This window comes from Streptomyces cacaoi (genome assembly GCF_006539165.1).
Classification (GTDB): domain Bacteria; phylum Actinomycetota; class Actinomycetes; order Streptomycetales; family Streptomycetaceae; genus Streptomyces; species Streptomyces cacaoi.
The window spans coordinates 17,482-30,940 of the sequence record NZ_BJMM01000046.1; the positions used below are offsets into that span (position 1 = coordinate 17,482).

Sequence of the window (13,459 nt, forward strand, 5' to 3'; positions counted from 1 at the left end):
CTCCGACCCGCCACATGCGCGCAGGCGCCGGCCGCAGCGACCCGGCGTCCGGGTGCGACGCCGGCCGCGGGCGGTACCGGCGCGGGGGCCCGACCGGCCACCGCGGACTGCGGGGTGGGCCGGGCACGTTGAGCATGCGGCAGGCGCCGGGGCGGCCACCACGGACGGTGCCCGGCCCCCGGCGGGAGCGCGGGGAGGACCGCGCGCAGCCGTCGACCGCGTCGGAGCCGGGCCCCGCCCCCGGGAGCGCGGAACGTCCCGGCGCACCGCCTGCCGGACCGTCGCGTGCGGCTCGCTCTTCCCGAACCGGCTCGGCCCCGGCCCGCCCGGCCCGGAACGCGGCCGGCCCGAACCCGCTTGGCCCCGACTCCGGCTGCCGAGTACCCAGACAGTGGAGGCTTCCCCATGACCGACCAGACTTCTCCTGCCCGCACACCGCAGGATCTCAATGAGTTGATCACCGGTGGGATCGGCGACAGCCCGCTGCGGCCGGACGGCACGCTCAAGGTGCGCGGGGAGTACGCCTATTCCTCGGATCTGTGGGCGGAGGACATGCTCTGGGGCGCGACGCTGCGCAGCCCGCACCCCTACGCGCGGATCAAGGCGATCGACATCGGCCCGGCGCTCCGGCACCCCGGCGTGTACGCGGTGCTGACGCACGAGGACGTGCCCGGCGAGAACATCTACGGCCTGAAGGTCGCCGACACCCCGGCGCTGGCCGAGGACGTGGTGCGGTACAAGGGCGAGCCGGTGGCCCTCGTCGCCGCCGACCATCCGGAGACGGCCCGGCGCGCGCTGAAGAAGATCGCCGTGGACTACGAGGTGCTGGAGCCGGTCACCGACCCGGAGCGGGCCGCGCACGACGACACGCTGCCCCGGCTGCATCCCGGGGGCAACGTGGTGCGCTACCAGCCGATCGTCCAGGGCGATCCGGAGGCCGAGGCCGATGTCGTGGTCTCCGACGTGTACACCCTGGGCATGCAGGACCAGGCGTTCCTCGGCCCCGAGTCCGGGCTGGCGATCCCCGCCGAGGACGGCGGCGTCGACCTGTTCCTGGCGACGCAGTGGCTGCACGTGGACCAGCGGCAGACGGCGCGGGCGCTCGGACTCCCGGTGGAGAAGGTGCGGTTCACCATGTCCGGCGTCGGCGGCGCCTTCGGCGGGCGCGAGGACCTGTCCATGCAGATCCACTGCTGCATGCTGGCGCTGCACACCGGCCGGCCGGTGAAGATGGTCTACAGCCGCGACGAGTCCTTCTACGGGCATGTGCACCGGCACCCGGCGAAGATGTACTACGAGCACGGCGCCACCAAGGACGGCAAGCTCGTCTACGTCAAGGCGCGGATGTACTTCGACGGCGGCGCGTACGCCTCCAAGACGCCGGTCGTCGTCAGCAACGCCACGTCGCTGGGCACAGGACCGTACGTGGTGCCCAACGTCCGTATCGAGGGCTGGGGCCTGTACACCAACAACCCGCCGTGCGGGGCGATGCGCGGGCTCGGTGCCGTACAGCCCGCCTACGCCTACGAGTCGCAGATGGACAAGCTCGCCAAGGCGCTGGGCATGGACCCGGTGCGGCTGCGTCAGCTCAACGCCGTCGAGGAGGGCTCGGCGCTGCACACCGGGCAGGTGCTGGACTCCCCCGCGCCGGTCGCCGAGCTGCTGGAGCGGCTCAAGCAGCTCCCGATGCCGCCGGAGAACCGGACCGCGCCGGTGGACGTGCGGGAGCTGCCGGGCGGCACGTCCAACACCACGCACGGCGAAGGCGTCGTGCGGGGCGTGGGCTACAGCGTGATCATCAAGAACATCTCGTACGCGGAGGGCGCCGACGACTACTCCACGGCCCGGGTGCGGCTGGAGGCCATCGGCGGCGAACCCGTCGCGATGGTGCACACGGCGGCGGCCGAGGTCGGGCAGGGCCTGGTCACGGTGCAGCAGCAGATCGCCCGCAGCGAACTCGGCGTGGAGCGGGTGAACATCCACCCGAACGACACCAACGTCGGTGACGCCGGGTCGAGTTCGGCGTCCCGGCAGACGTACATCACCGGCGGCGCCGTCAAGACCGCCTGCGAGGCCGTGCGCGCCCGGCTCTTCGACCGGGTGTCCGCGCGGTTCGGCGAGGACCCGGCGGATCTGTCGCTGAGCGGCGGCAAGGTCGTCTCCCGGTCCACGGGTGTCCTCGCGGACCTCGTCGACGTGCTCGGCGAGGAGGCGATCGAGGAGACCCGCGAGTACCACCACCTCCAGACGTACGAGATGGACCCGGAGACCGGCCAGAGCCGGCGTGTGCACGTCCAGCACGCCTACTCGGCGCACCGCGCCGTGGTGGACGTGGACAGCGAACTGGGTCTCGTGCGGGTGGTGCAGCTGGACTGCGCCCAGGACGTCGGCAAGGCCGTCAACCCGGACGCGGTCGTCGGCCAGATCCACGGCGGGTCCACCCAGGGGCTCGGCCTCGCCGTGATGGAGGAGATCCAGGTCAAGGACGGCCACATCCGCAATCCGTCGTTCACCGACTATCTGATACCGACCATCATGGACACCCCGCCGATGACGGTGGACGTCATCGAGCGGGGCGACCCCAACGCCCCCTACGGCGTGCGCGGGGTCGGCGAGCCGCCGACCATCTCCGCCACCCCGGCGGTCGTCAACGCCATCCGCGACGCGACGGGGCTGGACCTGACCCACACCCCGGTCGCGCCGGAGCACATCTGCGGCATCCGGCCGTGATGTGCCCCGCGGGCGCCGGCCGCACCGAGGCCGGGCCGGCGCCCGCGGGTCCCCTGTGTCATCCCGGCGAGGTGTCCGGCACGGCCGGGCAGTGCACCCGGGGAGCCCCCGACATGTCCGAAAAGGAGAGAACGTGACCGCGCACACCGAGGAACCGTCCGTCGAGGAACGCGAACGCGCGTGGATGGACGAGGCGATCAGAATGGCCACCGACAGCGTGGCGAACGGCGGTGGGCCGTTCGGTGCCCTGGTCGTCAAGGACGGCGAGGTCGTCGCGGCCGGGAACAACCAGGTGACCGCGAACCTGGACCCGACGGCGCACGCCGAGGTGAGCGCGATGCGTGCCGCCTGCAAGCAGCTGAACAGCTTCTCGCTGGAGGGCTGTGTCCTGATCACCTCGTGCGAGCCGTGCCCGATGTGCCTGTCCACCGCGCTGTGGGCCCGGCTCGACCGGATCGTCTTCTCCGCCGACCGGAACGACGCCGCCGTGGGCGGCTTCGACGACCGCAGGTTCTACGACCTGTTCGAGAAGAAGCCCAGGTCGATGTGGCCGACGCGGGTCGAGCAGCTCGATCTGCCGTACCGTACGGCCCCGTTCGACGCCTGGCTGGCCAAGTCCGACCGCGTCGACTACTGACCGCTCTTCTTTCCGTTCTTCCGTTCCGCGTTCTTCGTTCCGCGACTTCCGTTTCCCGTTCCGCGTGCACCGGCCCCGCTCTCGTGCGGGGCCGGCCGCGTTTCCGGGGCGGTCACGTTCCGGGCGGGCCGGTCGGCCACCCGGCGGCCGACCGGCCGGGGTCAGCCCGCGGAGCGGCCGTCCCGGCCGCCGCCGTCGCCGTCGTCACCGTCGATACCGCCGTCGCCGTCGCCGCCACCGTCCCGGTGCTGGCGGCGCAGCCGGCCGCGGATGTCGTCCAGCGGGAGGAACTTCGTCCAGCGTTCGGGGAACTCGGCGGGGGCCTCGGCCGCGCCCTCGTCGCCGTCCTGCTCCCGGGCCCGGCGCGCGGCGACGGCCGCGACGACCTCGGCGGCCACCTCCTCGCGGCGCCGCTCCCGCGCCCGCCGTGCCGCCGCCGTGGCGACGGACGGCCAGACGTGGTCGATGGCCGCGTTGACGGCGGCGCCGACCAGCACCGCGAACGCGGACACCCCGATCCACAGCAGCACCGCGACGGGAGCGGCCAGCGAACCGTAGATCGTGGGCCCCTCGACGGTGCTGGTCAGATACAGCCGCAGCAGGAAGCTGCACAGCACCCACATCACCAGGGCGACCAGCGCCCCCGGGATGTCCTCCCGCCAGGGCGAACGCACCGGCACGGACACGTGGTAGAGCGTCGTGAGGAAGACGATGGACAGCAGCAGCACGACGGGCCAGTAGAAGACCGACACCACCCACTGGGCCTGCGGCACCAGCCGGAGCACCGCGTCGGGGCCGGCCACCATGAGCGGCAGCGCCACCGCCCCGATGACCAGCGCCACCAGGTACAGCCCGAAGGCCAGCACCCGGGTGCGGACGATCCCGCGCCTGCCGTCCAGCCCGTACATCACCGTGATGGTGTCGATGAAGACGTTCACGGCACGCGAGCCGGACCACAGCGCCAGCGCGAACCCCAGGGAGATGACGTCGGGTTCGCCGCCCTTGATCACATCGTCGATGAGCGGCCGGGCGAGCTGGTCGACGCCCTTGTCGGACAGGACGGCGGCCGACGCCTCCAGCACGTTGTTGCGCAGCGTCTCGACCGTGTCGGCGCCCACCCAGTCCAGATAGCCCAGCGAACCGATCAGCCCGAGCAGCAGCGGCGGGATCGAGATCAGGGTGAAGAACGCCGCCTCGGCCGCCAGCCCCAGCACCCGGTACTCCATACAGGAGTTGACCGTGTCCTTGAGCAGCAGCCACGCCATCCTCCGCTTGGGCACGTCGCGGTACTTCACCCGGGCTTTGCTCAGCACGGCGCGGGAGCGCCGCGGAACCCACCGGAACGCGCGCGGGGGCTTCTGCTCAGGGGTTTTCTGGACTGAACGCACATCCTTAACGTATCTGTCATGCCTGCCTCGACACACACCGTGACCAACCAGCCGCCGCCGCTGACCGACTACGACGTCTTCTCCGCCGACGCCGCCCTCGTGGAGGGCCTCGCCCGGCACGTCTCCCCCGAACACGCCGACGAGGCACACGCGGAGCTGGCCGCGCTGGGCCGGGAGGCCGGTTCGGCGCAGGCACAGGAGTGGGGCGCCCAGGCCAACGAGAACCCGCCCGTCCTGCGCACCCACGACCGCTACGGCCACCGCATCGACGAGGTGGACTTCCATCCGTCCTGGCACCGGCTGATGGACCGCGGTGTCGCCGCCGGCCTGACCGATCCGTGGTCGCGGCCGGACGGCCAGCTGCGGCGCAGCGCTGCCTTCCTGGTGTGGACGCAGGTCGAGGCCGGGCACGGCTGTCCGCTGTCGATGTCGCACGCGGCGGTGCCCGCGCTGCGCAAGGAGCCGTCGCTGGCGGCCGAGTGGGAGCCGCTGCTGTCCTCCCGCACCTACGACCACGGCCTGGACCGCCCGGCGGCCGGCAAGGCCGGCGCGATCGCCGGTATGGGCATGACGGAGAAGCAGGGCGGCAGCGACGTCCGCGCCAACACCACCTCGGCCGTGCCGCTGGCGGGCGAGGGCGAGTACGCGCTGACGGGTCACAAGTGGTTCTGCTCGGCCCCGATGTCGGACGTCTTCCTCGTCCTGGCGCAGGCGCCCGGCGGGCTGACGTGCTTCCTCGTGCCGCGGGTCCTGCCGGACGGCACCCGCAACACGTTCCGCATCCAGCGGCTGAAGGACAAGCTGGGCAACCGGTCCAACGCCTCGGCGGAGATCGAGTTCGACGGGACGACCTGGGCACGCCGGGTCGGCGAGGAGGGCCGCGGCGTGGCGACCATCATCGAGATGGTCGCGGCCACCCGGCTGGACTGTGTGACGGGTTCGGCGGCGCTGATGCGGCAGGCCGTCGCCCAGGCCACCCACCACGCCGCGCACCGCTCGGTGTTCGGCAGGGAGCTGATCGAGCAGCCGCTGATGCGCAACGTGCTGGCCGATCTGGCGCTGGAGTCCGAGGCGGCGACGGCGCTGGCGCTCCGGCTGGCCACGGCCTACGACAGCGCGGCGGGCACCGGCGAACAGGCCGCACAGGACCGCGCGTTCCTGCGGCTGGCGCTGCCCGCCGCCAAGTACTGGGTGACCAAGCGCTGTGTGCCGCTGGCCGGCGAGGCGCTGGAGTGCCTGGGCGGCAACGGCTACGTGGAGGAGTCGGGCATGCCGCGGCTGCTGCGGGAGTCCCCGCTCAACTCGCTGTGGGAGGGCTCCGGCAACGTGCAGGCCCTCGATCTGCTGCGGGCCCTCCAGCGCGGCCCGGAGCCGCTGAACGCCGTGCTGACGGAGATCGGCCGGGCGCACGGCGCCGACCACCGGCTGGACGCGGCGGTCAAGGATCTGCTCACCCAGCTGTCCGACCTGGACGGCATCGAGACCCGGGCACGCCGGCTGGCCGAACGGCTGGCGCTGGTCCTCCAGGGCTCGCTGCTGGTCCGGTTCGCCCCGCCCCAGGTGGCCGACGCGTTCTGCGCCGCACGGCTCGGCGGGGACGCGGGCGCCGCCTTCGGCACCCTGCCCGGCGGGCTGGACCATGCGGCCCTCGTCGAACGGGCCCTGCCGGTGGCCTGACCCGGAACCCCCACGGCACACCGGCCGGGACAGCACCCGGTCGGCGCCCTGCCGCACTGGATCGCACCGGCCGCACCGGGCCACACAGGCCGCACCGGGCCACACCGGGCCGCACCGGGCCACACCGGGCCACTGGGTCGCGACGCGGCCCACGAAGGGAGCGGGCGGGGCACCGCCCGGCAGGGAGAGCCGTGGCGTCGGCGCACGGTTCGACCGTCGCCGCAGCGTTCCCGGCCTAGCGTCCAGGCATGACGCAGACCTCTCCACCGACGGGCCGGCAGCCTGCCCGCTGCTCCGGCCACCGCTTCGCCCGGCTGCACCACGGGTCCGGGCCGCTGCTGCTGCCGAACGCCTGGGACCACGCCTCGGCGGCGGCGCTGGCCGCGGCCGGATTTCCCGCCGTCGGCACCACCAGCCTGGGTGTGGCGGCGGCGGCCGGGCTGCCGGACGGTGCCGCTGCCACCGCGGAGGCGACCGTGGCGCTTGCCCGCCGGCTCGGCCGCGGGGGCCTGCTGTTCAGCGTCGACGCCGAGGGCGGGTTCAGCGACGAACCGGCGGAGGTGGCCGCGTGGGCCCGCCGGCTGCACGAGGCGGGGGCCGCCGGCGTCAACATCGAGGACGGACGTCCCGACGGCACCCTCGCCCCGCCCGGGCTGCTCGCCGCGAAGGTCGCCGCCGTCAAGGCCGCGGTGCCGGGGCTGTTCGTCAACGCCCGTACGGACACGCACTGGCTGGGCACCCGCCGGGAGGAGACGGCGGACCGGCTGGCGCGGTACGAACAGGCCGGCGCGGACGGGGTGTTCGTACCGGGGCTGTCCGACCCGGAGGGCATCGCCGCGCTCGTGGCCGGGCTGCGTGTACCGCTGAACATCCTCCACCGGCCGGACGGCCCGGGGCTCGGCGAGCTGGCCGCGCTGGGCGTGCGCCGGGTCAGCCTCGGCTCGCTGCTCTACCGCAGGGCGCTGGCGGCGGCGGTGGACGCGGCGACCGCCGTCCGCGACGGCCGCCCCGGGACGCCGGACGCCCTCTCCTATGCGCGGGTGCAGGCTCTGGCGGCGCCGGGCCGTTGACCGGGCACGGGCGCGAGCACGGTGGCGGGCGTGGCCGGGCACGGTTGCGGGCGCGGCCCGCTGGAGGGCTGAGGGTGCGGTTCCGGGTGGTGCGGTCCGGCGCCGCGCGGGTGCGCGCGGCCGGTCGTCGTCCGCCCGGTGGCCCGCTCCGTCAGCCCGTGATCAGCCCGTCGTCAGCCCGTGGTCAGCCCGTCGTCCGGCGGAACACCTGGCGGGAGCCGCCTTCCGGTCCGGGATCGGTGGGTTCGGCCGGGGTGAAGCCGAGGCGTTCGTAGAAGGCGCGGGCGCCAGAGGCGACGGCACCGGGGTGGTCGGCGCCGAAGGTGACGACCTCCAGGGTGCCGGGCCCGCGCACGAACCGGCGCACCGCGTCGTCCAGCAGTGCCCGGCCGACGCCCCGGCCCCGCGCGGGCCCGGCGACGACGAGCCAGTGCACGTGGTGGCGCGGCGGCCGGGAGCCGAACAGCAGCCCGCCCAGCGGCTGTTCGGCCGCGTCGACGGCGAGGAGTGCGGCGCCCCGGCGCAGATGGCCGCGGAGCGCCTCGTGGAACCCGGGCTCCTCGACCATGGGCCCGAACCAGTGCTCGACCTCGGCAGCCAGCCGCAGAAAGCCCGGGAAGTCGCCGTCCTCCGCGACGCGCACGGTGACCGGCGCCGTGACCGGCGCGGTGACCGGCGCGGTGACCGGCACGGTGCGGCCGGGTTCCGGGGTCACGAGCCGAGCATCCGGTCGAGGGCGCGGCGGGTGCGGGCCGGGGCGAGGGCGTGGGCGAACAGCTGGAGTTCCTGGTTGAGGGCCATGTAGAGGCCCTGCATCTCGAAGGCGAGCTGTTCGGGGTCGGTCTCGGGCGGCAGTTCGCCCTGCCGGACGGCGACGCGGAGATCCTGCACGAGGAGCCGGCGTCCGCGCAGCAGATAGCGGGCGACGGCGTCGTGCACGGGGCCGCCGCGCGCGTCGAACTCGACGGAGGCGGTGGCGAACAGGCAGCCGCCGGGGAAGACGGTGCGCTCGTGCTCCAGGTAGCGGATCCACTCCTCGCAGAAGGCACGCAGCCGGCGCAGCCCGGGGCGCAGTTCGGCGACGGGTTCCCACACGAGCCGGGTGAACAGGTCCGAGGCGCCGTGCAGCGCGGCGAGTTGGAGCGCCTGCTTGCTGCCGAAGTGGCCGAGTACCCCGGCCTTGCTCATGCCCAGGTCGGTGGCGAGCCGGCCGATCGTCAGCCCTTCGAGCCCCTCGACGGAGCCGATCGCGACGCTGCGCTCGATGATCTTCTCCCGCGTCCTGCGGGACTCGGCGGCGGACCTGCGTGGGCTCATGGCCTCATCCTAGCCACCCCGCCCCATTTAACTTCCGATCGGTCGGTTGCTATTCTTCCCGGCACCGCCGAGCGCCGCTCGGTGGTGGTCGGCGCCGCTCAGCGCTGCTCGGCGCCGGTATGCGCTGCTCAGCACGCTCGGCGCCGCTCGGCACAGCTCGGTGCGGCTGAGCACCCCGCGGGCCCCGTGCCCCCGCTGTGCGCGGCGTTCCCGCGGTCCGCCGCGGCGGACCCGCCGAAGCCGTGCCTTCCGCGCCGGGCGGCCCATGCCCCCGCGCGGCACGTCCCGTCGTCTTCGCCAGGAGCCCTCCCGTGAGCCCAGTTCTGTCCGGAACCCGTATCGCCGCCCTCGGGCACCACCAGCCCGAGCACGTGCTCACCAACGACGATCTGGCGCGCCTCGTCGAGACGAACGACACCTGGATACGACGGCGGACGGGGATCGCCGAGCGGCGTATCGCGCGCGACGAGTCCGTCGCCGATCTGGCCACCCGGGCCGCCGGCAAGGCGCTCGCCGCCGCGGGCGTCGACCCGGCCGACATCGGCATGGTCGTCGTGGCGACCTGCTCGGCGCGGGACCGCTGCCCCAGCACCGCCGCCGAGGTCGCCGGACGTCTGGGCCTGGCGGCCCCCGTCGCCTACGACCTCAACAACGGCTGCGCCGGCTTCTGCACGGCCCTCGCCTCCGCCGGGCACTCGCTCGCCGCGGGCGCCGTCCGGCACGCGCTGGTGATCGGCGCGGAGAAGATGTCGGACGTCACCGACTGGACGGACCGCAGCACCTGTGTGCTCCTCGCGGACGGTGCGGGCGCCGCCGTGATCAGCGCCACGGACGACCCCGGCGACGCCGGTCTGGGCCCGGTCGTCTGGGGCTCGGACGCGAGCCGGCGCGATCTGGTGCGGCTCCAGGGCGCGTGGCAGCCGCACTTCGAGCAGGAGGGGCAGGCCGTCTTCCGCTGGGTGACCTCCGAGCTGCCGAAGCTGGCCCGGCTTGCCTGTGAGCGGGCCGGGCTCACCCCGGACGGGCTGGCCGGCGTCGTCACCCATCAGGCGAATCTGCGCATGATCGAGGCCCTCGTCCGGGAGCTGGAGCTGCCGGAGCGGGTGGTCGTCGGGCAGGACGTCGTCGGCTCGGGCAACACCTCGGCGGCCTCGGTTCCGCTGGCGCTGTCCAAGCTGGTCGAGGAGGGCCGGTTCGCGCCGGGCGACCCGGTGCTGCTGCTCAGCTTCGGCGGCGGGCTGTCCTGGGCGGGCCAGGTCGTGCGCTGCCCCTGAGCCGGGGCGGGCGAGGGCGCGGCACGGCCGGGGGCCCGGCTCGGCCGTCCGGGCCGCCTGCGAGGATCGGGGCATGCACCACAGCGAAACCGCCGATTCCGCCCCCGTTCTGCACGTCGCCGCCGCTGCCGTGGTGGAGGACGGCAGGCTGCTGGTCGTCAGCAAGCGGGCGGCGCCCGAGGTGTTCTATCTGCCCGGCGGCAAGCCGGAGCCGGGCGAGAGCGCCAGGGAGGCGCTGGAGCGGGAGCTGCGCGAGGAGCTGGGCGTCGGCCCGCTGGAGGTGACCCCGTTCACCGAGGTGCACGCCGAGGCCGCGCTGGAGGGCGTGCCGATGCGGATGACGGTCTTCCGGGCCCGGCTGGACGGGCGTCCCGAGCCGGCGGCCGAACTCGCCGCGCTGCGCTGGATCGACGGCGCACCCGGCGGCCCGGCGCTGGCCCCGGCCGTCCGCGACCACGTCCTGCCGCTGCTGGGCCTGGGCACCGCGCCGGTGCCGCCGGGTCCGGCCGTGCCCGGGAACTGATCCACGAGGCCGTCGCCGCCGGCCTCAGTGCCCCCGCTGCCCGGCGGCCGGGCCGATCAGCGGCCGGGGCTCGCCGGAGGCGGCGATCCGGTCGGCCAGGCGCGCACGGAGCCCGTCGAGGACGTCCGCGAGTGCGGGTTCGCCGACGAGGTTGGTCAACTCGTCCGGGTCGGCGTGCAGATCGTAGAGGTAGGCGTCGGTGTAGTGGCCGGCGGAGGCGTCGTGCCAGGGGTCGGCGCCGGGGGCGACGGCCCCGTACTTCCAGCGCCCGGTGCGCAGGGCCCGGCCCACCTCCGACTCGCTGACCTGGATGAGCACCTCCTCGGGCCAGGGCGGCTCCGCACCGCCCCGCAGCAGGGGCAGCAGGGAGCGCCCCTGCATCCGCGCGGGCACGGGCAGCCCGGCCGCGTCCAGCAGGGTCGGCGGGAGATCGACATGGCTGACCAGCTCCGGCAGGCGGCCCGCGCCGTGGAAGCCGGGGCCGTGCAGCACGGTCGGTACCCGCACCGAGGCATCGTGCACGCTGCGTTTGTACTCGTCGTTGCGGGTCTTGAAGTGGCAGCCGTGGTCGGAGGTGAACAGGATGACCGTCTCGTCCAGGGTGCCGCGCTCGTCCAGCGCGTCGACGATACGGCCGAGCACCTCGTCCAGCCGCCGGACCATGCCGTAGTAACCGGCCAGGTGCTCGGGTGCGTTGCCGCCGCCGAGCGCGGTCAGGTCGGACGGCGTCCAGGGGTCGGCGTAGCGCTCGCGGTAGCCGTGCGGCGCCGGGTAGTCGTCGCGGGAGTTCTGGTGGTGCGGCTCCAGGAACGACAGGAAGAGGAAGAACGGGCGCTCCCGCTCCCGCCGGATCCACTCCAGCGCGGCCTCGCCGAGGGCGTCGGCGCGGTAGCCGTCGTAGGTGTGCGGGGCGCCGTCCCGGTCGTACAGCGTCGTTTGGTAGGCGTCGGAGGTGAATTCGAGAAGGTTGGCGGCCAGCCAGTGGTCGTAGCCGCCGCGCAGCTCCTCGGGGACGGGTCCGGTGTGCTCGTCGCCGGCCAGATGCCATTTGCCGATGTAGCCGGTCTCGTAGCCGGCGGCGCCGAAGTGGTGGGCGAGCGTGCGGGTTCCGGGCGGCAGCGGCAGCGCGTTGCGGAAGACGCCGGTGTCGGTGGGGTACCGGCCGGTCTGGAGCGCGGCGCGGGACGGGGCGCACACGGGCTGGCAGGTGAAGGACCGGTCGACGTCCAGGCCGCGGGCGGCGAGCCGGTCGAGCACGGGGGTGAGGCCGTGCGGATTGCCGTGTGTGCCGGTGGTGTCCCAGCGCTGCTGGTCGGTGAGGAAGACCAGGACGTCGGGGTGGCCGGTGCGCGGCCGGCCGCTGCTCGCGTCCGGGTTCGTCACGGAGTCATCACGCCTCACTTCGCCGGGAGGGCCGCATACGGACGTCAAAGGGGCCGCATACGGAGGGAGTTGCGCGGGACGGCTTTCAGCAGAGGGTCTTATAAAAGCCGTGCGGCTAGAGTGGCAACCCGTGTCCCCCGGGTCAAGAGAGATCGCGGACTCGGCCCTCGTCCGCCGGCTGAACGCCGCACGCGTGCTGACGGCGCTGCGTGCCGAACCCGCCCTGTCCTCCAGCGCGTTGGTCTCCCGTACGGACATGGCGCGGCCCACCGTGCTGGCCGCCGCACAGCTGCTCGTCCGGCTCGGCTGGGCCACGGAGTCCGGCGGGGGCACCGGCGCACGCGGACGGCCCTCGCGGGTCTTCGCGTTCCGCGCCGACGCCGGTCACGTCCTCGGCCTGGACGTGGGCGCCCGCACCGTCCGCGCCCGGCTCGCCGATCTGCGCGGCGAGGTGGTCGCCCGGGCGGCGCGCACCGTCCCCGATCCACGGCTGCCCGCCGCCGAACGCCTCGCCCTCGTCCGGGAATGCGCCCTCGGCGCCGTGCACGAGGCGGGGCTCGCCGGACACCGGTTGCTGGCCGTGTGCGCCGGGACGAGCGGCCCCGTCGACCCGGACGGCGCCGTCCACACCCGCACCGGCATCCCCGGATTCCTCGGAGCGGGCCTGCGCACCGCGCTGGCCGAGGAGTTCGGGCCGGACGTCGTCGTCGAGAACGACTGCAACCTCGCCGCGCTCGCCGAACGCCGCCGGGGCCTGGCCGCCGGCGGCGGCTCCGACGGCCACGACGGCGGCGACGACCCGGAGGGCGACGACACCGTGTGTCTGCTGGCCGGGGAACGCCTCGGCGTCGGCGCCTTCGTCGGCGGCACGCTGCTGCGCGGCGCCCACAACCGCGCCCGCGATTTGGGGTTCCTCGCCCTCATGCCGGACGCCGCGCGGGACCTGCCGGCGGGCGCCTCCCCGGACGACGGCATCGGCGCGCTCGCCCGCGCCCACGGTGCGCGGCTGGTCGCCGAACTCGCCGACGCGCGTGGCCGGCCGGCGCCCGGCGCACCAGGGGCCGTGCTGTACGGGCTGGCCGGCGGCGCACCGGAGCGGGTGGACGCCGAGACCGTGTTCGCGGCCGTCCGCGCCGGCGACACCGCCGCACCCCGCCTCCTGGACGGGATGCTCGCCCCGGCCGCCCACGCGGTGGCGACCCTGTCGATGCTGCTGGCTCCCCGGCTGGTCGTCGTCAGCGGCGCGGTGGCGGCGGCCGGGGACGTGCTGCTGGAGCCGCTGCGCCGGCGCGTCGCCCGGCTCGTCCCCGCCGTGCCCCGGATCGCCGCCTCGCCGCTGCGCGACGAGGCCGTCGTCACCGGCGCCGTCTGCCTCGCACTGGAGCACGCCGAGGCCCGGTACCTCACCGATCTGCGGCCCGCGCCGGGATGTTGAGGCCCGGCACGGTTCCGCCCCGCGG

At 74.6% G+C, this 13,459-nt stretch carries 10 protein-coding genes and 1 pseudogene; 7 read left to right on the plus strand and 4 right to left on the minus strand.

Going from position 1 to position 13,459, the window contains the following annotated elements:
- Positions 1–405 precede the first annotated feature (405 nt).
- Positions 406–2,730 carry a xanthine dehydrogenase subunit D gene (gene pucD, locus SCA03_RS28670; protein WP_086815372.1) on the plus strand — a complete coding sequence of 775 codons (2,325 nt, stop codon included), beginning with the start codon at positions 406–408 and terminating at the stop codon, positions 2,728–2,730.
- Between the two features lie 133 nt (positions 2,731–2,863).
- Entirely contained in the window at positions 2,864–3,367 is a 504-nt protein-coding gene (locus tag SCA03_RS28675) for a nucleoside deaminase (protein ID WP_328589971.1), read from the plus strand.
- A gap of 161 nt (positions 3,368–3,528) precedes the next feature.
- Here the strand turns inward: SCA03_RS28675 and SCA03_RS28680 are convergent, their stop codons facing one another.
- On the minus strand, positions 3,529–4,632 hold the full coding sequence (locus tag SCA03_RS28680; RefSeq protein WP_235865095.1) for a YihY/virulence factor BrkB family protein: 1,104 nt from the start codon (positions 4,630–4,632) through the stop codon (positions 3,529–3,531).
- A 141-nt stretch (positions 4,633–4,773) separates the two neighbouring features.
- On the opposite strand from SCA03_RS28680, the gene SCA03_RS28685 reads away from it, so the two are divergent.
- Entirely contained in the window at positions 4,774–6,432 is a 1,659-nt protein-coding gene (locus SCA03_RS28685; protein WP_030893852.1) for an acyl-CoA dehydrogenase family protein, read from the plus strand.
- A gap of 305 nt (positions 6,433–6,737) precedes the next feature.
- A pseudogene (locus SCA03_RS28690) lies at positions 6,738–7,502 on the plus strand (isocitrate lyase/PEP mutase family protein); the annotation flags it as partial.
- Positions 7,503–7,686: 184 nt separating this feature from the next.
- On the opposite strand, the gene SCA03_RS28695 reads toward SCA03_RS28690, so the two are convergent.
- Positions 7,687–8,145, minus strand: a complete 459-nt coding sequence (locus SCA03_RS28695) for a GNAT family N-acetyltransferase (RefSeq protein ID WP_230988979.1) — start codon at positions 8,143–8,145, stop codon at positions 7,687–7,689.
- Positions 8,146–8,213: 68 nt separating this feature from the next.
- Complete coding sequence (locus SCA03_RS28700; RefSeq protein ID WP_030893847.1) at positions 8,214–8,819, minus strand: TetR/AcrR family transcriptional regulator; 606 nt, start codon at positions 8,817–8,819, stop codon at positions 8,214–8,216.
- A 323-nt stretch (positions 8,820–9,142) separates the two neighbouring features.
- Between SCA03_RS28700 and SCA03_RS28705 the strand changes: the two genes are divergently transcribed.
- Together SCA03_RS28705 and SCA03_RS28710 are read left to right on the plus strand one after the other, a co-directional pair.
- On the plus strand, positions 9,143–10,093 hold the full coding sequence (locus SCA03_RS28705) for a beta-ketoacyl-ACP synthase III (protein WP_030893845.1): 951 nt from the start codon (positions 9,143–9,145) through the stop codon (positions 10,091–10,093).
- A 73-nt stretch (positions 10,094–10,166) separates the two neighbouring features.
- Positions 10,167–10,616, plus strand: a complete 450-nt coding sequence (locus SCA03_RS28710; protein WP_086815370.1) for an NUDIX hydrolase — start codon at positions 10,167–10,169, stop codon at positions 10,614–10,616.
- Positions 10,617–10,640: 24 nt separating this feature from the next.
- Here SCA03_RS28710 and SCA03_RS28715 read toward each other — a convergent pair whose 3' ends face one another.
- Positions 10,641–11,999, minus strand: coding sequence for a sulfatase family protein (locus SCA03_RS28715; RefSeq protein WP_030893840.1), 1,359 nt, complete (start codon positions 11,997–11,999; stop codon positions 10,641–10,643).
- A 130-nt stretch (positions 12,000–12,129) separates the two neighbouring features.
- On the opposite strand from SCA03_RS28715, the gene SCA03_RS28720 reads away from it, so the two are divergent.
- Complete coding sequence (locus tag SCA03_RS28720) at positions 12,130–13,434, plus strand: ROK family protein (RefSeq protein WP_230988976.1); 1,305 nt, start codon at positions 12,130–12,132, stop codon at positions 13,432–13,434.
- The last annotated feature ends 25 nt before the right edge of the window (positions 13,435–13,459 follow it).